The 19,823-nt window shown below is 62.8% G+C and carries 13 protein-coding genes; 6 read left to right on the forward strand and 7 right to left on the reverse strand.

The genetic code is table 11. The features are described 5' to 3' along the window. A complete protein-coding gene (locus tag NU1_RS19030) occupies positions 1–1,047 on the forward strand; it encodes an asparaginase (protein WP_212761479.1) in 1,047 nt (348 codons plus the stop codon). Further along, the gene (locus NU1_RS19035; protein ID WP_067523139.1) at positions 1,047–1,511 is read left to right on the forward strand and encodes a PPC domain-containing DNA-binding protein; all 465 of its coding nucleotides are present in this window, start codon (positions 1,047–1,049) and stop codon (positions 1,509–1,511) included. The genes NU1_RS19030 and NU1_RS19035 overlap by 1 nt, the downstream gene beginning before the upstream one ends. A gap of 226 nt (positions 1,512–1,737) precedes the next feature. On the opposite strand, the gene NU1_RS19040 is transcribed toward NU1_RS19035, so the two are convergent. Together NU1_RS19040 and NU1_RS19045 are read right to left on the reverse strand one after the other, a co-directional pair. Continuing rightward, positions 1,738–2,031 carry a hypothetical protein gene (locus NU1_RS19040; RefSeq protein WP_067523140.1) on the reverse strand — a complete coding sequence of 98 codons (294 nt, stop codon included), beginning with the start codon at positions 2,029–2,031 and terminating at the stop codon, positions 1,738–1,740. Positions 2,032–2,035: 4 nt separating this feature from the next. Continuing rightward, positions 2,036–2,512, reverse strand: a complete 477-nt coding sequence (locus tag NU1_RS19045) for an NUDIX hydrolase (RefSeq protein WP_067523141.1) — start codon at positions 2,510–2,512, stop codon at positions 2,036–2,038. Positions 2,513–3,245: 733 nt separating this feature from the next. Between NU1_RS19045 and NU1_RS19055 the strand changes: the two genes are divergently transcribed. From NU1_RS19055 to NU1_RS19065, 3 genes are all read left to right on the forward strand, one after another. Then, positions 3,246–3,809, forward strand: a complete 564-nt coding sequence (locus tag NU1_RS19055; protein WP_067523143.1) for a phosphotransferase family protein — start codon at positions 3,246–3,248, stop codon at positions 3,807–3,809. A gap of 149 nt (positions 3,810–3,958) precedes the next feature. Further along, the gene (locus tag NU1_RS19060) at positions 3,959–5,920 is read left to right on the forward strand and encodes an NACHT domain-containing protein (protein WP_169815097.1); all 1,962 of its coding nucleotides are present in this window, start codon (positions 3,959–3,961) and stop codon (positions 5,918–5,920) included. 342 nt (positions 5,921–6,262) lie between these two features. Further along, positions 6,263–6,559, forward strand: a complete 297-nt coding sequence (locus NU1_RS19065; RefSeq protein ID WP_067523145.1) for a hypothetical protein — start codon at positions 6,263–6,265, stop codon at positions 6,557–6,559. Between the two features lie 1,808 nt (positions 6,560–8,367). Here NU1_RS19065 and NU1_RS41555 read toward each other — a convergent pair. The 5 genes from NU1_RS41555 to NU1_RS19090 all read right to left on the reverse strand — a co-directional run bounded on the left by NU1_RS41555 (position 8,368) and on the right by NU1_RS19090 (position 18,351). After that, a complete protein-coding gene (locus tag NU1_RS41555) occupies positions 8,368–9,384 on the reverse strand; it encodes an HNH endonuclease signature motif containing protein (protein ID WP_157552510.1) in 1,017 nt (338 codons plus the stop codon). Between the two features lie 68 nt (positions 9,385–9,452). Then, positions 9,453–12,233, reverse strand: coding sequence for an ATP-binding protein (locus NU1_RS19075; RefSeq protein ID WP_067523147.1), 2,781 nt, complete (start codon positions 12,231–12,233; stop codon positions 9,453–9,455). Between the two features lie 7 nt (positions 12,234–12,240). After that, positions 12,241–13,305, reverse strand: a complete 1,065-nt coding sequence (locus NU1_RS19080) for a zinc ribbon domain-containing protein (protein WP_067523148.1) — start codon at positions 13,303–13,305, stop codon at positions 12,241–12,243. A gap of 91 nt (positions 13,306–13,396) precedes the next feature. Then, complete coding sequence (locus NU1_RS19085) at positions 13,397–14,353, reverse strand: hypothetical protein (protein ID WP_067523149.1); 957 nt, start codon at positions 14,351–14,353, stop codon at positions 13,397–13,399. Positions 14,354–14,616: 263 nt separating this feature from the next. Next, positions 14,617–18,351 carry an nSTAND1 domain-containing NTPase gene (locus NU1_RS19090; protein ID WP_067523150.1) on the reverse strand — a complete coding sequence of 1,245 codons (3,735 nt, stop codon included), beginning with the start codon at positions 18,349–18,351 and terminating at the stop codon, positions 14,617–14,619. 335 nt (positions 18,352–18,686) lie between these two features. Here NU1_RS19090 and NU1_RS19095 point away from each other — a divergent pair, with 335 nt between their 5' ends. Next, positions 18,687–19,781: a radical SAM/SPASM domain-containing protein gene (locus NU1_RS19095; protein ID WP_169815098.1), complete on the forward strand. Its 1,095-nt coding sequence runs from the start codon at positions 18,687–18,689 to the stop codon at positions 19,779–19,781. The last annotated feature ends 42 nt before the right edge of the window (positions 19,782–19,823 follow it).

A 19,823-nucleotide genomic window follows, 5' to 3' on the forward strand; every position in this document is an offset into this window, starting at 1 on the left:
GTGTCTCCCGTCGAAAGCAGTCCTCGCGTCATCGTTTACGCCCTAGGCGGCACCATAGCGATGTCGAATTCCAGCGGTGGCGGAGTCGTACCCGCACTGTCAGCTCATGATCTTCTCGCGGCGGTGCCCGGTCTCGCCGACACCGACATCACCGTCGAGGTCGAAGACTTCCGGCGCGTGCCCGGCGCGTCGCTGACGATCGCCGACATCATCGCCCTGGCGTCCGCGATCGGTGACCGACTCACTGCGGTAGACGGGATCGTGGTCGTGCAAGGCACCGACACCATCGAGGAAACGGCGTACTTGCTCGACCTACTGCACCCTGGCCCCCAGCCAGTGGTCGTCACAGGTGCGATGCGCAATCCCACCCTCGCCGGGGCCGACGGCCCCGCCAACATCCTCGCCGCCATCCAGACCGCCGCCTCCGCGAAGTCCCGAAACCAAGGTGCCCTAGTAGTTTTCAACGACGAGATCCATGCTGCGCGGCGCGTCCGCAAAACGCACACCAGCAGCTGCGGCACCTTCCAGTCCTCGAATGGTGGACCGCTCGGCTACCTCGTCGAAGGCCAACCACGCCTGCTGAATCAACTCACACACCGCACCGTGATCCCACACAAAATCACCGCCGACATCCGTGTCGCCCTGCTACCGATCACCCTCGGTGACGACGACATCGTTGTGCGTTCGGTTGCCGACCATGTCGATGGACTCGTCATCGCTGGATTCGGGGCCGGACACGTTCCGACCGGGCTCGTACCCGCGCTCGAAACAATATGCGCCCGAATCCCTGTCGTACTCGCTTCCCGTACGGGCGGGGGTGCGGTGCTGTCCACCACCTACGGATTCTCCGGATCCGAACGAGATCTGCTGTCACGCGGGCTGATCTCGGCTGGATACCTCGACCCGATCAAAGCCCGCATTCTCCTGCTGACCCTGCTCGCCGCCCACTGCGACCGGCCGACGATCGCCGCCGCGTTCGGCGCCGCTGGCGGCGATACCGACGCCACCACCTGGCCCTGGCCGACCGATCGAAACGGGGCCCTGTGATGCGCAGCCACGAACTCACACTCGGCCGCAGTTTCGGCGTCGTCTTCGACCACGGCGAGGATTTCTATACCGCCCTGACCGAGTTCTGTCGAATCAACGAAGTCCGGCAAGGCTATATCCCGTCGTTCATCGCGGGATTCAGCGATGCCGACCTCGTCGGTACTTGTGAGAAACTCGACGACCCTCACGCTCCGGTCTGGTCGAAAGTTCACCTCACCAATCTCGAAGCTTTCGGCGGCGGTACCCTCGCCTACGACCCCGACGCCGACGAACTCCGGCCACATATCCATGTCGCTGTCGGTCTCAAGGAACACTCCGCGACAGGTCACACCAGCCACCTGCTCAACGCCACCGTTCAATTCCTCACCGAGATGCTCGTCATCGAAGTCCTGCACCCGGACATGCGCCGCACGCCGCAACCCGACCTGTACAACGTGCCGTTACTCCGGTTCGGGACTCGGTGAACGGTCTCGGTTTATGCCGCTTCCGCTGCGCGGGGATAGGTTCGCCGGTGGCCCGCTCGCACAGTGCCGCGCTCGGGTGAGTAGGCCAGCACGACGTTGCCCCGATCGTAAGTTGCGCGGTCACAGCAGATTCTGCTAGCTGGCTGTACTGGGGAAATCCGACGTCGATCATCGGCCGATTCTGACGTCGCGCAGCGAGGTCGAGATCAGTTGCCATCGGCGAATCTCACGGCGTACCGATCTCGGCGCTGGCTACAGCAGTCGTGGGCACGTGGTGTTGCTGTAACCAGCGACCGACCCGACCGCCTTCCTCATCGCCGCCGATCCTGTTGGCTATCAGCAGCGTTGGCACTTCGAGAGCCGCCAGCACCGCCGATGCCATCGGGCCGTCGGCTGCGATGGAGTGCTCCACGGAACGGATCGCGGCACCCTGATTGGCGGTAGGGAACTTCGTCACGCTCCACAGCTCGGCCGATGCCAAGTAGCTGACGCACACGACCGGACCGTCTTGCGTGGACATTTCACTACCAGCCGTACACCGAGAACTGGCGGTTGCCCGCAATATGATCGAGCGCGGTGCGACAGTAGTCGATCATGCAAGCGGGCAGCGCGTCGATCGGAAACCATTCCAGCGCACTGCATTTGTCAGGCTCGCGGTTATCCGGCGTGCCGTCCCATGTGTCCACCAGGAAAAACAGCGCCATCCGGCCGCCCGAGGACGAATTGTGCATCACGTGTCCGAACTGCACATCTTCGGGCGCGATGCGAACGCCCACCTCCTCGACGGCCTCCCGGATGAGCGCAGCGACGACCGATTCATCGGCTTCGAGGTGGCCAGCGGGCAGGTGCCAGGCGCCATCCTCGTAGCCGGTGTTCTGTCGCTGGCCGAACAGAATCTCGTCACCCCGGCGCAGCAACAGGTGCAAGTCGCCGGTCACCTTGTGACGCCGAGGCTTGGTCACCTGACTCGACTGAACTGCCGTATCCAAAGCAAACTCCATTCGGGGGGTTGTTGTGCGATGAGCTGGACTGTTGCGCAAATCCTTGTCAAGCGCACCGAACCTAATGCGTACCGACGCATGCCGTTATGCGTCGCAGGCATACCGCTGACCCGCAATACGGCATGGTCGGCGATGGTGCTGCACTCCACTCTCAAGCAGGACATCCGACCAAACCGAGCAGAGGAATGAGAGAGGCGCGGTGCCTAGTCCCCCGTAATGCTCAGGGCCGTCCGAGAAAGCGGGGAACTCAACGGACGGTTCGAAAGAATTGAATAACGACTGGATACAAGGAAAGTGATGCTACACAGGGTGATTCGCGTCCTCGTCTTCGTCGCCGCCGTGTTCTCGGCCATCATCCTGAATACCGGCTCCGCAGTTGCTGTCACCCCACAACGGTGCGAAGTCGTCGACGGACAGGTGGACTTCACCCTGCACCCACCGACCCCCACAAGGCTGTCTGCACCTGCAAGGGCGAACTAATCTATGAACACCAGTCGGTGTGCGGACCTCACCTGGTCACCGTGAGTCTCCGCAAGGGGGCAGGTACCCCGAATACGCACCGCTACAACGAGGCCAATCAACTCGCCCTGGACTGGCGGCGTTACAGCTACAGCCCTCTCTACCATTGCCGAGGCAACCGGCTCTACCCATCACTCCAAACCCGAGCCGAGCATCGCCTGTGCCTGACGATTCGCCCCCACCACGTCGATTTCCACCATGGAGGTAGCCCCCCTTGCCGCAGACTCCATTCGCTGAACTCGATCACACCGCCCAGCTCGACCTGCTCGAACAACTGACCCGGACCGTACTGCACGAGCACTACGACATCGCCGGCCCCGCACCGACTTTCGAGGTGCAACAGTTCGAGGACAACGCGGTCTGGAGGGTCCGGGCCGGCGACAGTTCCTATGTCGCCAGACTCTCGATCCGCGATGGCCGACCCGCCCACCAGCAGCGCAGCGAAATGCGATGGCTCGAAAGCCTCGCCGCCAGTGGACAAGTCGCAGTCCCTGAACCCGTCACCACCACCATCGGACACTACGTCGTCCCCATTGAGGTCCCAGGCCACGACCAGCCGGCCACCCTCGCTGTCCTGCGCTGGCTGCACGGCACCGCCGAGCCGCCCTACCGTCAACCCGGCGTCGCGGCCGACATGGGGGCAGCGACCGCCGCACTGCACAAACGATCCTCCGCCACGGGATTGCGGTATCGAAAGGTTCTTGTTGCCCCAGCCAAGCTCGCTCTCAGAATGAGAAGCGGTAGTTCTCAGCTCGATAGCATGTTGTCCGGGAAGTGAGCGCGTACTCCGAACTCCCCTTGGGTCCAGCCGATTTCACTCGCCGAAGGTTGCATCGTCGTGCTTCGGGAAAGTGCAGAATGAGGGGACAATCCGAGCGATTCTTGGTCCGCGCGGGCGGTCTGGCATCTGTTGTGAAGGGGGGAGTGGTGGCAGGCGCGGATATTGCTGTTGCGGGGAGGGTCGCGGCGGGTCCGGCGATGAAGGGGTCGGCGTGGCTGTGGCGCAGGCTGCGGCCGGAAACGACGCGGGCGGCGCTCGATGCCCATGCGGACGAGCTAGCCGAGCTTGTCGAGCGTGTAGAGACTCGTCGTCTGACTGAGTTGGGTGTGGTGCGTGGCGAGCAAATCGACGTGTCGTGGACCGAGCAGGTACGGACCCGCGAGCGTATGCGCACGCGGACGGGTTCGCTGAGCGAGTTATGCGGCTATTACGGTGATCTCGATACTGGCCGCCTCGTTGTACTGGGTGCCGCGGGTTCCGGCAAAACTGTGATTGCAATGTGGCTGCTACTGGATTTGCTCGCCAAGCGGAAGGATACGCAACAGCGAAGCCCAGTGCCGGTGCGGATGAACGTCGCGAGCTGGGATCCGGAATCGGTTGGCTTCGCGCGCTGGGTGAGTTCTCAGTTGGTGACCCACTACTCGGTGAATCGGCGTGTGGCTGAGCAACTGGTGGAGTCGGGCCGGATCCTTCCAGTGCTCGATGGTCTGGACGAAATGACGGACGGCGGATCACATCGACGGCCCCGGTGCGCGCTGGACAGGTTGAACGAGCCTGAGTGGCGCGGGCGGCCGGTGGTGCTGACCTGTCGCGATGACGCATACCGTGCGATGCGGGACCTTGGCGCGAATTCCGGGCTGCGCTCGGCGGCGGCAGTGACTATGCGCCGACTCAGCCCGTCGACCGTGAACGCATACTTGTCCTTCTGTCGGGATGCGGCTGGCATCGATGCGGACGCTTGGAATCCCGTCACTGAGTGGTTGGGCAACCGGCGGTTACAGGTCCTCGCCGATGCGTTGTCGACGCCGTGGGTACTAAGTCTTGCGGTGGCGTACTTGACGGAGAAGGGCGAACAGGGGGCCTTGCGTCTGGTTGCTGCGGCCAGCGGAGACGAACTGCGGGAGGTCTTGCTTGCGTCGCTGGTGCCGGCTGCGGCCGCGACCCAGTCGACCGGGGCGCACGGACAACGAAAATATACTGCGGGCCAGGTTCAGACGTGGTTGGCGATGCTGGCACTACACATGGCCACAAGGGCCTCTCGTGGCTGCGGCGGAACTGATATCGCGCTGAACGATCTGTGGGAACTGGCGGCCCGAAGGAGCCGCCTTCTGCACGCGATCGTGGCAATCGTTGCCGGTATGGTCGCGGGCACTGTGTTCGTGAGCCCCTTGACTGTTCCGCTCGGTTCGCCATCGGTACGGCTCTGGGGAACCCTGGTGATATCGGTGGCCTTGGGTTCGTTGTTCGGCCTGCTGACGAGCAATAGGCCACGGCGAATGATCTGGAGGTTCACGAGCGTGGGTGCCCGCAGGCGGTGGCTGAAAGCCTTCCGTCGGGGATGCGTTGTGTTGGTATCGCTCCTGGTCCCTTTCGTGCTCGTTTGTGTTTTGGTATATCGCCTCGATCAAGAGTCAGTGTGGCAAGTGAGTCGAACGTACGCAGTCTTTGGCCTGGGGTTCGGGCTGCCGTTGGCAGTGGGGGTTGTCCTGATTACGGGTCTGACCGCCCATGCGGAGCCACAAGCAAACGAGCGTAGGGTTATTCGCGACGACGCTGTCGCCGGAATAGCCATTGCGGCGATGGTAACCGTGTTGGCAGTCCTTACCCACGCCATGGTTGTTCCCACTACCCAGTTGTCGCTACTCATCAAATTGGCTGAACTCGCTGTTTTCAATTTGATCGGCGGTGTTGCCCTTGCAATGTTGGTTTCCAGGGCTGCCGTTCGGTACGCATGTGCCCGAATCTTCTTCGTCTTCACACCACGCTTCCCTGCCAGGCCCATACAGTTTCTGGAGTGGGCGCGCAGTACTGGTCTGTTGAGAGTGACTGGTGCCGCATATCAATTCCGGCACCAGACATTCGGCGATTGGCTTCGCTCGACGAGCTAGTGGTCGTCGGTGCGGCGGCCGCCACCAAGTCGACTTGCCAGGCATGACAATCGGCGCGATCAGGGTCAGCGGCGGCCACGGAATAGCCGTTGCACACCCCCACGCGCTGCCGCGTGGATCTTTAGAAGCAGAATCTCGGCGGGTTTGCTCATCTCGAGGTCCTTCACGTTCGCGGACATGGATAGAACCGCGCCTGTCGCAGGATCCTTGACCAGGTGTTGCAAACCGCTTACGCAGCCGGATCGGCTTCGCTGATCACACCGGCTCCCCGAGATGAGCCGCGGATCAGTGGATAGGATTTCGGCCGGTAGATGATCGTGATCGACGAGATGGGGTGGGGCGTTGTCGGTCAACTCCGCTGACGTCGAACGAGACCGGTTGCGTGTCAGGGGCTTTCCCGCACTCGGCGTCGGCGCATTCTATGCCCGCCAGTGGGATGTCTACCACGACACCGTCCTGCTCGCGCCCGAGCTGCATCGCGCGAGAAAGAGTCGGCCGGCGGTCGAGAGTGAGACCGCCGCCCTGCGACAAATACCGTTGGGCCACACCAGAACTCACATGCTGGAGCCCCAGTTGATGCACCTCGACGCCACTATCTCGACCCACCTCGCCGAGCACGATCACGGCCAGACGTCCTGAAACCCCGGTCCCACGATACTGACTCGCGGTCCGAATCCGCTCGGCGGAGGGTCTTGGTGCGTCGTCACCCCGGGCGCTTCAAACGGCTCATAGATGGATCATTGCTGGGTCGCGAGGCTGTTTGGAGTCATGGAGTTCACCCGGCGCAAGGACCGGCTTTGATAGGACCAAAGTCGCTTCCTGTCAGAGGATTCCAGCCAAACTGTCGGCCGCATCGACGACCGACCGAGTGCTTGGGTGGACCGTCGGAGAGAGATATTGGATGAATCATCTGATGCAATACGCAACAGGCAACCCTACATATATTATCGACATCTATATCAGCTTGCCTGACAACAACATTCGGACACTTGCCGAAACTCCGTCCCGCAACGCCAGTCGCGTCCGACTGGCGTTGTGCGGAACGAGTTTCGGTACTCCCCCGTCAGACCTTCGGCGGAGGAACGATAAATGGCCGTCGGGAACATGAGGCCCTCACCCTTCCTCTATTTGCCACTGTGACGCAATTGGGGAACCAGGTTCTCACCGGTCTGCCGCCTACTGTGGCCAGTCTGTGACCAGGTTTCCGTTTAGGCGCATTAGCCCTGCACGCTCGCCGAGGTGACGGTCGATGCCCACACTCGGGACAACCAGATGATCGGGAGACATTCGGCCGCAACGCCTTCACGTTGTTCTGAGCCGTGGCGGTTGACCCTCTCCGGATAAATCCAGGTGGAGGATGACGTTTCACCGGGCTCCGCCGCCACCTCATTCTCTTCTACTATTGCCCGCGGGACCCAGCCAGGAGCACGCGGTCGAGCTTTGAGCCGCGATGGACCCGTGCCCCGAACATCTTTCGGCCCCAGGCACAGACCCGGACAGCGCGTCCATGGCTAAAGACCTACGAGCCTGTCAGCTCCGACCGCCAACTCTCAAGCTCCTCACAGAGGTTGCGTAGGACACCCGAGGGACCCGCGCGCAGGAGCCAGGACACAGGCTAATCGCCTCGTCCACCACGAGAACCGCCCGCTCGGCCTAGTCGGCGTGCACGAGAGGATCAGCGCATGATTACGCAGCTGCCCAGCAAGATCGCCCAGCTGAGGCAGCGCCCCTGACTCTGCCAGTTGCCTACTAAGGCCAGCATGGCCGGCACCGGCGGGCAAATGGTCGCGGGCGTCGAGTCGAGCTCGACAGCGACACCGACCCAGATACCAGTGTGTTGCTTTCGATCAAGGCTCCAAAGCTCTGCGTCGAGGCATTAAGCCGCTAGTTAGACAGTTCGAAGAAGTCAGGTGGAAGGCGGTCTCCGTGCTTGATTCCAAGCTGTTGCATCTTCCATTTCAACCTTGCCGCCAGCCCGACATGGACTTCCATCGAAACCGGCTTGCTACTCAAGTCGTCACGATCCCCACCGAGGAACTCGTACCGAACAGGGGGGACACAGGCGCCTGGCACTAATTCCTTGACATGGTGATTAGTTCGCCACCTATCAAATCCCACGACATCCACGGCATCCGCTATCTGACCGCCAGGGACAGCCGATACTACATTCTCAAATGTGGTCAGTGACTCACATCGCATACTAGTAGCGTCGAAAATCTCTACAGTAGATCCGGCTTGATCGCTCGCTTCTCGATCGGGCAGTAGGTACTGAACACCGCGCCAATCACCAGCGAAGCAATATACATCCGGGCGCCCGAGTATACTTCCCACCAATTTAGACATCCGTTCCTCAAACGGGTGATCGTAAATTTGAAATACACCCCTACGAACCATCACAAAGGCATCGCCGACAATACTTTCCGACACGAAATTCCCCCTTAGTCATCTTACCGCTCGCGGTAAATTACTTTTAGAATCCTGTCACCGATTTCCAAGCCTTGTCGATCGATCGCTGCGGCGATGCGAGCACCAAGACTCGTATTCACTCTGGATGATAGCAGCTGAAGGTTCTCCATCGCATTATCACCACCGAGCTGAACGTCGATAATGTGGTCGATGTTGAATCCCTTTGGAACCAGTAAGTTCCCACTCCTTCCTCTTTGCATGTCACCATCGAGCACTGCCAAGAATTCCTGCCTCAAGGCCGCAAATCCATCCCTAACAGGCTCGGATATTTCAAGACCGTCATTTATTGCGGCATCTAGCTCATATTCTGCCAGTTTTGCTGCTTCCTCTGTCCACTGCTCGGTCGTGTACTCCACTAACGGTGGTGCGATCTCAAGCACATGACCATCGTGTGATTCTGATGCGCTTTCGGCATCTCCTGCTCCGGTTGCCACAACTGCTTGAACATCTTCTTCCGCAGCCTCAGTGTGTTGGCGTTCGACAGTTTCGATGCGGGTGGTCTTCGACATTTCGTTCGAACCACGTGGGCTTGAGTTCGCGATTCGGCTGCCTTGATCCAGGCCGGAATTTACCTGCATGCCTTGAAGGTTCGAATTACCGGTTTGTTCGATCGTTTCAGGGTCGGTCAGCCCCCCGCGTTCGTCGGATTCGATGTCCGTTGCGCCTGCTGAATCGATGCCCCGGATGTGTTCGTTGGGTTCGTCGTCGCCCGACTCGGCGTTCTTGAGTGTCGTTAACTGCCCGAGTCTTGATTCGGTGATCGACGATGGGTCCGGGACTTCTGCGACTGCGTTGGTTTGCGAATCCGGTGTGGTGGTTGGGAGCGACTGATCATCGCTGACGGTGGAGTCCTGCCCACGCGTTGGGCTGTTTTCAATGGAAATGGGGTCGGCGAGCCCGTTTTGCTCGCTGGGGGTGCCTTGGACGGATTGGTCATGCACCCCATCGATGACGTTTGGAACGCCTTGTGCCCCCGAGCCTGATGCAGGTTCTATCATCGATGGTTCGCAGAGTTCCGATGTTACTCGGGGGTCGACCAATTGCGAGATTTCCGATGACCTGTCATTCACGGCACATCGGCTAGGTTGTTGCGTACGATTCTCGCCCATTCGATAGCTCGGGCCCGTGTAGTCAGGCTCGTTCCGTGAGTCGGATGAGCCCGGTGGATAGCGTGGATCAGAACGCAGACGCGAAAGTCTTCATCAGCCGATTTGCTGGCCACATCTAGTGGAGTCGGGCCGGCGAGCATGATTAGTTTGTGGGTGAGCCCGGTCCACCCAGTGGAAGTTGCCTCGTTGAGCAACCCAGCTGCTGTGTCCTTGGAGGCGGTCAATGACGCGGCGTGCTGGCGAAACAAGCACCTTGTGTGGCACCCATCACATTCCGGAAAGGGCGCCATCGCTTCGGCAAATTCGATAGCGCTGGTGAGCAACTCGGCATGACGTTCACGAACCTGAAGGTTGTCAGCCAGTGGTGCGTCGGCGACGCCTCGGGCCGCGGCGTCGTCGCCGCGAACGTCGGGCACGGTGAGGGTGACTGCCCGGTCGAGGAGGTTGTGTGACGCAATGGCGGTGAAGGGTTTGAGGGCTGCGGCGAGGTCGATTTGGTTGGGTTCCATCGACATTGTTGAGCCGAGGAGTTTGCGGTCTTCGTCGGCGGCGGTGCGGTGCATCAGTTTCAGGTTGGTGATTTTGTAGGCGTCTTCGGAGACTTTGCCGACTTGTTGGTCGATCAGGATGTAGGACTGCCGGTATTTGCGGTCCTCGGCCAGGCCTTGGGCGATGCGTTCGGCGGCCAGGGCCTGGGCGTTGGCTTCTTTCATGTCGCCGCCGGAGGGGGTGGAGCGGGGGAAGATGCGATGTGCTTCTTCGATGAGCATCACGTGGGTTTGCGCGGCGGCCCCTGGTGCGTTGCGGCGGTAGCTGCGGACGGCATTGAGTAGGAGCAAGGTGACCAGCGCTTGTTCCTTGGCGTTGTCGCCGATAGCGGCCAGTTCGACGATGACCGGCCGTGCCAGCAAGGGTGCGAGGGGAAATGAGTTGCGGCAGTCCAGGGTTGAGCCGCAGGATCCTTCTGCCAGGGATTCGGCGCGTAGTCGGCTGGCGGCGTCGATGTTGTGTCCGATTTCGCCGCTGTATCCGAGGTCGTTGGTGACGTCGGACAGGGCGGCGACGAATTCGCTGAGGACGGGCCATGTTCCGTCGAGCTCCGGTGTGGAGCGCTCGCCGGGGTGCAGGTTGTGTCGGCGGTATGTGAGGGTGATGGCACGCCGGTAGATGAACGGGAGTGGGTCCCAGAGTCCGAGTGCGGCTTCGAAGCAGGCCAGCAGGTTCGAGGTGTGCGCGCCGACGGTGACGCCGTGGGGCACTTGGAAGGGGTTGAGCCGCAGGGGTGCGACGGTTTCGTCGCCGACGGTGAGTATCAGTAGTTCTTCGAAGCCGGGTTGGGTCATCAGCCAGCGGTAGTCGTTCATGGCGGAGTTGACCGGTTCCATGACCAGGAACGGGGTGCGGTGGTCCTGCCACAGCTGCCGGCACAGGTGCAGTGCCGTGTTGGTTTTTCCCGAACCCGGGGTTCCGACGATGAATCCGTGACGGGGCAGGTCGGCGATGCTCAGGTGGACCGCGGAGTGCGGGTGGCGTGTTTCTCCTTGGTAGCCCAGGAGCAGGCTGGGTCCGAGTTGGCGTGCGATGACTCGCTCGGAGTCGGGGGCGGCGCGTACTTCGAATCCGGGCAGGGTGCCGTCGAGGGCGGTGGGGAACCGGAACAGTGAGGTCGCTTCGGTGGTGTCGACGAGTCCGTGCAGGAGCACGAGGGGGTGGCGGTCGCGGGTGCGGTCTTGCTCGAGGAGGCCGTGTAGCTCGGGCAGCCTGGGTGCGGTGACTTCGATGGCGGCGTGTGCCCGTGTGAGCATGGCGAGTTCGGGCGAGGTGGGTCGGGTGATGGTGTAGCCGGCGGCGATCGTGGCGTCGTCGTGTCGGCTGGTATCGGAGTTGGCGGGCCGAGGGGAAATCGTGCGGCCGACTGCTTCGGCGAGGGTGTCGTCGAGGCGTACCGGTGCGGCGATGGTGACGCTGTAGCGGAAGACGCGGTGGGTGTAGCGGTGCAGCGCGTCATCGAAGATCGGTGCCAGTACCGCTGCGGAGGGGTCGGCGGGGTGGCGGACGGTGCCTCCGAGGTCGGTGGGTAGTTCGACTGGTTCGCGCAGTCGTCGGTATCGCATCGCTTCGTGTTCCAGTGACGCGCGCAGGGTGTGCGGTACCGCGCACGGCGCCAACGCGATGGTGAGGGCGACGGGGTGGGGGGCGTCGCGCAGCACAGTCATCAGTGCTGCCCAGTCGACGGCGCGGCGGGAGAAGGGTTCTACGGCAAGGTAATTGCTGACGCCGGCGTCGGAGCGGATGCTACGGTGCGCGCGTACTCGTTTGACGATTTGCGCGATGCCGTCGGGTGCTATCGGGAACGGGTCCAGGGCTCGGTGGGTTTCCTCGGTTGTGGTGACCTGTTCGCTCGCGATCATGGTGGGCAGGATGGACATGCGCGTGGACAGTTGGTCGGCGCGTTCGATCGCGTCGGCGTGATCGGTGCCTTGTACTCGTCCGATGAGCCACAGGCTCAGTCGTCCGCGTTCTGCCTGGATCCAGCGCAGTGCCATCACGGCGCGGTCGGGTTCGGCGAGTAGACGGTCGATGAAGGGCGTTTGGTCGGCGATCGCGGCGGCGAGGCGTTGTTCGGGGTCGAGGCGTTGGAAGTCCGCGCGGCGGGTGAGGTCGTAGGCTGCGGTGATCTGCACCGCTGTCCACGCCCACACTTCGTGGTCGGATTCCACAATGACGTGTCCGGCCATCAGCGGTTCATCCTCGAATCGAGGTGGTCGACGGTACGAGGAAGCTGGGCTGGCCGGCGGTGAGATCGGGTAGACGCGCGATGTCGTTGACCGCGTCGTCGTGCGACAGTGGCGGAGCGATGATCGCGGCTTGCACACCTTCGCGGGTCAGACTGTGTACCAGTTCTCGCAACGCGCGGTTGGAGGCCGTCCGCATCTCGCTTGCCAGGCTCAGATGCGAACTGCTCTGGAAGATGTCGCGAATCAGGTGAGCGAGAACGACAACGGTCGAGCGCGAGCGCCACATACTCCAGCCGACATAGAGGTCGGTGCCGCAGGTCTGGACCACGATCATCGCGTGGACGCGTCGCTCCCCCGACAGCAGCATCACCGGCGCTCCGGTGACTCGGCCGAGTTTCACGCCGAACGGTGAGCGCCGTTCGCGGTGGGTGCGTGTGATCCACGCGTAGGACGGCGCCTGTGCTGGTGCGCGGCCCTCGATGAGCAGGCCGTACTCCGAGATCGGCTCGCGCAGAGGGATACACAGCACCACGGTCCATGTCACGAAGATGACGAACATGGTCAGCAGAAAGAACGAGGCGCCGTCTTCGGCGCTGCTCGATGAACCCGAGGAACTGGCACTGCCGAGGGCCATCCCGAAGGCCAGCAGGAATGATCCGATGAACAGCAGGAAGCTCATGATCATGAGCGGGATGGTGCGCAGGAAGTGCGGCAGCAGCACTTTCGCGGTGACCGCATCGCTGACGAAGGCGTCGGGTGGCTCGTGTTTGACCCGCTCGGCGCGGTACTTGCCGTGGACATCGAGAGTCGAACCGCTGGGTAGACCATGGGTGTGCGCCGCTCCGGATGTGTGGGGCTGATGTGCAACGAGTGGTGGTGATTGTCCGGAATGGCTGCGCGCGGCGGGATTGAAGGCCGTCGCCGCAGGGGTGGGATTGGGTGGTGGCGGAGGGGAAACGGCGGGTTCGAACCCGGACTGGTGGGGCGATTCAGCCGTGCTCGCTGGTGCGCCGCAGAAGCCGCAGGTGCGATCTCCTTGCGCCAGAACGGTTCCGCAGGTGTTGCATGTCATGATGTGTATTCCCGCTACTGCTCGGTGTGCGTGTTCCCTGGGTCGGGTACGCGCGTTGGATGTATGCACAGTCGTTGTGTCAGAGCGCTTTTCAATACAGAGCGACCCATGCGTTGACGCCGCCTCGGCAGAGCACTACCGCGTCGGTCTCCCATGCGCAGCCCATGGTGATGTGTCGTGCCAACTGGGGGCTGTAGGCGTCGAGGGTTAAGGCGAAGGTGTCGGCGTTGATGACCTCTATTCGCACGTTTTCGGCGAATGGGCAGGTTGTGGTTTCGTTGACTGCCACGTGCGGAAATGTCTCGCCGGGAAAGATGTTGCACAGCCTGGCGCCGTTGGGCAGTTGGTATTCGGGTGTCTGGTATTCGGTTGTGTCGGCGGGTACTTCGTAGGTTGTGTCCTCGCTGAGGTATTCGGCGGCGTCCCCGGTGGTTTCGGAGCCGCCGGTCGCCATCGCGACGGCGACGATCACGGCCATCGCCGCGGCGACTGCCACCGCGGCGAGGGCGGCGCCGTTCCATCGTGGTGTCCGCGGTGCGGGGCTGGTCTGGTGGTCGAACCGACGCTCAAGTGTGGGGGTGGTTGGGGCGCTGAGCGGCGCGAGATCGAGGACCTCGGCGGAGGCGAAGATTCTCGCGAATCGCGATGGCACGGTCACGGTGTCGGCGAGCAGCGCGGTGGCGCTGCACGACCATGGTGCCGACAGTGCGGCGAGCCGTTCACTGATCTCTCGATGGACGAAGTCGGGATCGACAGCATCGGCCTCGGTGTGCTCGCGCACGAAAATGGCGACGGCCGAGCCGTGGGGGCCTTCGAGGGCGACCCACACGATGTGGCGGTGGTTCGCGAAGGTGCCGATGGTTCGCGATACGGCGACGGCGTCGGCGAATACCGGGGCCGCCTCGACGATCGCGTTCCAGCACTCGGCTGCTGAGGCAGTGCCGTAGACGATGTGGGTGCGCCGTGCGCGCGACAACATGGTGTAGGCGGACTGTTTGGGGTCACCGGGTGTTCGCCGCGGGTCCTCGAGTGTTGTGTCGTACCCCATCGTGTCCTTCCCGACGCTACCGATCTGTTGCGGCGGTCGGGCTCGGAAAGCAAGCGCGCCGCACGCCACAACAGTCGACGATCGTGGGGCTCACAAGAATGGACATCATGTGCGGAAACCCAGTCCAAGGCCTGCTACCAGGTATTTCCAGGGCGGCAGTCTTCTGTGCGCGCACACCGAAACGTCTCTACCCGCCGGTAGCTTCCGATCGGTTACCGCGCGGTAGAGGCGTGTGTCGCAGAGGGATTCGACAGATGGTCGGCTCAGCAGCTGTTCTTGTCGAGCAGTGCGGTGTCACGGTCGAGCCACCGCGTCGGGTCCGAGATGCCCGCCACCGTGCACGCCTTGGTTGCGGCGTCGTCGACGGCCAGGTTCCAACGCCGTACTACTCCACTCGCGTCGACGCTGATGAGGTGGCGGCCGGTGAGCTCGAAGACTGCGGCGGTGGTCGCTCCACCTTGGGCGGTCAATACCGCATACGGTTGTGAGGCACTGTCGCTGCGAGTCTGCCAGAGTCGGATGATGCCGTCGTCGCTTGCCGCGGAGAGGAATTGGCTGTCCGGGCTGAAGGTCAGCGACCGGGCGAAGTGTCGAAGGCCGGCGGTGCGTTGGTCGACAGCGTCGGGGTGGAGCACGGCGAGTTCGTGGTCGGGTTCGGCACCGAGTGGTTTGCGCGTGGAGATGTCGTGGGTGTTGATGCGTCCTTGCGCGGTGGCGTAGGCGAGCAGTCGCATGTCGGGGCTGAACGCTACGGCGGTGACGTCGCTGCGGGTCCGGATGTAGTCGGAGCGTTCGGGTTTCGCGCCGGAGAGGTCCCAGACGGTGAGGCTGTTGGTGTAGGAACCTGCGGCGAGGTGGGTGTTCCCGCCGAAAGCGAGACTGATCAGCGGATCGGGATCTGCGGTGGGGAGAACACCGAGCGGTCGCCACTCGCGCGCATCCCACAGCTCTACGACGTTCGTATCCCAGGCGACTGCCACGGTGTTGGTGTCTTCGCTGACCGCGAGAGCGTCGACCGCGGTGGTGCCCAGTGGCAGCACCGCCGAGGTGGCGGTGTCTAGTACTCGGAGTCCGTCGGCGCCGCCGTGGACCAGGAATCGGTCGTCGGCGGCGAAGGCCAATCCTGTCGGTTCGCGAGGCGATCCGGGCAGTTGTTGACGGCGGTAGCCGGTCGCGCTGTGCCACAGGTGCACGCTCCCGTCGGCGGCGGCGACCGCGTGGGTGCGCCCGTTGCGGCTATAGGCAAAGGCCGCAGCCGGCGCAGCGGGGTGCAGTGACCCTAGGTCGGCGGTGTCCCACGTGCCGATCGTTCCGTCCGAGCTCGCGGTGAGCAAGGTGGTGCCGTCGGTGTTGAAGGTAAGGCGGTGGATGGAGTTGGTGTGGCCGACGAGGCTGGCGATCGCGGGGCCGGTGGCAGCGGCGGTGTCGAAGAGTTGGACCGAATGGTCGTCGAGTCCGATGGCCACTACGGTGCCGTCCGGGGTCAGATCCAGTCCCCATGCGGCGCTGCTGAACTTCTCGGACCGGACTTCGCGGCCGCTGTCACCGAGGTCGAACCAGGTGACCCACCCGGAGTAGTCACTGACTACCAGGATGCGGCCGTCGCGGCTCATCGCCAGCGCGATCGGGCGGTGTTGTGCCGGCGGCCGATCGACGGTGATCGGTTCCGCGTCGAGGGTTCGCCACACCTGTACCGAGTCTTTGCCCGCGATCGCGAACATGCCGGTGTCCTCGCTGAATGCCACCACAGTGGCACCAGCGCCGATGTCGCCACGGGGTCCGGGAACCCTGTCGAGGGTGACGGCGTCGAAGAACTGAACGTCGGTGGGTCCCTCCTTGGTGTGCTGTGCCAGGGCGGCCAAGATCGTTCCGTCCGGGCTGAACGCGAGATTGCTCATGCCGCTTTTGAGCCCGTGTCGCTCGACAACCGGCTCAGTGCCGGTCGTGCTCCAAATCCGTAGCGTGCCGTCGTGCGCATTGGCTACTCGCCGGCTGTCGCGGCTGAACGTGACCGCGGAACCGCCCTTGGTGCCGGTGGTCCATGCCGCGAGTTCGCGTCTGTCGCGCGCGTCCCACAGGCGCACGAATTGGTCGTAGCCAGAGGCCGCGATCAGTGTTCCGTCTGGGCTGTAGGCGACCCCGTACAACGGGAGATCGCTAGCCACGATCCGGCCGAGGAAACGGTCGACCTGGGTGTTGAGTAGGGCGCTTCGGGTCTGCACGTCAGGATTCGCGCGGAATGCCTGCACCGCCAGCAACCCGCCTACCTCCGGTTCCCCTGAACGGACGATATAGGAGATCGTTGCCTGCTCGTGGGCGTGCGAGCGCCGAAACTGGTCCGCTTCATTGCGTTTGGCGTCCAGGGCGAAGAGCGTCGCGGCGATCAGCACGACGCCGACCAAGGTCAACGCGACGACCAGCTTTTTCAGGCGGCGGTGCTGGGATGCCAACTTCTCGGCAACGATCCGCAGATGCTCTTGTCGTTGTCTTTCCTGCTGTGTGAGCTGTGCGTGGTATTCGACACTGGCGTCAAGGAATTCGCGCTCCGCGGCACCGATCGGCGTGTGATGGTGGCTGTGCTCGACCCAGCGCTGGAACTCCTCGGTCCGTCCGGCCGACAGTAGTGCGTCGACCGACTTGTTGTCGCGGTGCCACTGTTGTGCTGCGGTGGTGAGCCGACGGTGGGTGAGGATGTCCTCGCGATCGTCGGTGATCCAGCCAGCAAGTCGTGGCCATTCCCGCAGCACGGCCTCATGGCTGAAGGTGATGCCGTCATCGGTGGCGGCCAGCAGCCGAACCTGCCAGTCGGTGAACGCGTCCAGTAGGCGGGCGCCGACCTCGGTGTCGCCTGTCGCTGCGAGCAGCTGCTCACGGGGCGCGCTGCGCCGTGCGGGGTCCGCGTTCTCCTCGAGGTGAACCAATGCCAGCAGCATGGGCTTGGCTGCTGCTTGCTCGGTGGCGGTGAACCTGTCCCATGCTCCTTCGGCGGTGGTGGCCACCGATCCGGCCAACCCCTTCAGTTCTTGATAGTCGGTGAGAGTGAGGAGGTTGTCGGTGGCGCGTAACCACAATTGGCGCAGTGTGTGAGCCAGCAGTGGGAGTCTCACCGGATCGTAGGTTGCGGTGGAGCGGGTCAGATCCAGGCCTAGATCGTTGAGCAGCACGTCGACCAGGCCGGTTTCGAACACGATGCCGGCGTCCTGCGCGGGTTGTTCGATAGCGTGGCGGACTTCGTCGGCGGTCATCGGTCCGAGCGCCAGATGCCCGGTCGTCACCGCGGCGCGGATATCGGGATGCGCCATGCAGCGGGAGTAATAGTCCTGGCGTACACCCAGCACCACGACCACAGGATGTCCCTGGCGAGTGGTCGGCCGAGTGATCTCGTCGAGAAACTCCTCATGTACCCGCACATCGTCTGTCGCGGTGAACAACTCCTCAAGCTGATCGATGATCCAGACCACCGGCCCAGCGATATCTGCGGTCGCGACGCGAGCGGCCTGCAGAGCGGCCATCGGATCCGAAGTCGGGGTGAACGCGACCGACGGCGTGCCCTTGCGGACGCCTCGGATCAGGCTCCGTTTGCGCAGTAGTGGTTCCAACCCGGCGGCTAGGAGCGAGGACTTCCCCGCCCCCGAGTCACCGGTCAAGAGCACAGAGCCACCGCCGTTTTCGGCGCGGGATCGAATCAGGCCGAATAGCACTTCGGCGGCCTGTGCTCGCCCTTGGAACCAGCGAGACTCTCTACGTGAGAACGGGCGCAGTCCAGGAAATGGGCAACCTTCGACTGCCCACGCGGCGAAGAGTCCTCCGTTGGCGTCCAAGGCGGTGTCTGCTCGTTCGGCGAAGTCTTTTGAGGGCAGACGATGCCCGTTCTCGATCTGGCTGATGTAGCCGACGTCGCATCGCATCAACTCGGCCAGCCGCTCTTGGGTCAGCCGCTTTTCCTTGCGGAGTCGCTGCCACTGCGTACCGAATGGCTCGCCGTCATCGTTGAACACCTGCGGTTCCCCTCGAATCCTCCCCGGCTGCGGGAGAACACAGGATATCGGCGATTCGCCAGGCGCGAGGCAAATGCATATCCATCGCAGCACGGTGCGCTGCAACAGCATTCGATATCTACCAGCCAGTAGATACCGGCCCCTACCGATCGGCAGGGGCACACAAGATCACCACACACAGACCAGCGTTCACCGGAGAACTACAGGTCAAAGGGCCGCGCGGAATCTTTGACTCTGTGCGGGCAGTGCTTGTCCATTCAGGTGTCGGCCGCTGTCATCCACAGTCAGTGGGGCACGGAGCATTTGGCTCCGCAACCATGTCAGGAGATTCGGCCATGGGCTATCAGAAAGGCGACCGCGTCGTTGCCGCCAAAGATTTCGGTCATGTCCGCCGCGGTGACGAGGGCACAGTGACCGAGACCAGCTTCGGTGAGGTGACCGAAGCGCAGTTCCTCACCTCCGGTGGCGGGGTGTTCCCGGACAAGAATGTCACCGAGGTAGTCGCTTCCAAATTCGACATTCGTCCCATGCCGGCTCGGGAACCGGCGTCGAGTCGAGGCGCGTCGTTCCTCTGGCTGGAACTGACCGAGCGGTGCCAGCTCAGCTGTACCCATTGCTACGCCGACAGCGGACCCACAAAATCGCACGGCACGATGACGACCGGTGACTGGCTGAAGGTCATCGATGATGCCGCTGACATCGGTGTGCGCGAGATCCAGTTCATCGGCGGCGAGCCGACGCTGCACCCCGCACTGCCCGAACTCATCCGACACGCGTCCGCGCGTGGGATCGCTACGGAGGTGTACTCGAATCTGGTCCGGATCCGCGCCGATATTTGGGACACGCTCGTGGAGTACGGCGTCCAACTAGCGACCAGCTACTACTCCGATCAGCCCGAGCAACACACGCTGATCACCGGAAATGCCTTGGCGCACAAGCGGACCACCGAGAACATCCGCAAGGCGATCGCGCTCGGTATTCCGATTCGCGTCGGCATCGTGTCGGTGCTCGAGGACCAGCGGATCGACGAAGCCCGTCAACTCCTGACGGATCTGGGAGTGCAGTACATCGATGTCGATCGCGTACGACGTGCGGGTCGGGCAAATACGGAGGTGGACACACCTCTCGAGGAATTGTGCGGCCAATGCGCCGGCGATGTCCTGGCCGTCTACCCGGATGGGGTGGTGCGCCCGTGCGTCTTCACCCGCTCCCTTCAGGTCGGGGATGTACTGGAGTCCAGCTTGCGACAGGTCATCGAAAGTCCCGAGCTGGCGACCGCCAGGACCGCCATCGGGAACGCGACCACCGAGAGTCACCGCCACCGGGACGGGAAATGCAACCCCGATTGCAATCCGGGTTGTCACCCCGGCTGCGATCCACGTTGTTTTCCTGGCCAGTTCGTCTGCAAACCCCGCGGCGGGCAGTACTGAGAACGACGACAGCGCAATGGTTCAGGACCTACCTACCGATCG

Source organism: Nocardia uniformis NBRC 13702 (assembly GCF_001613345.1).
GTDB classification, from domain to species: Bacteria; Actinomycetota; Actinomycetes; order Mycobacteriales; family Mycobacteriaceae; genus Nocardia; species Nocardia uniformis.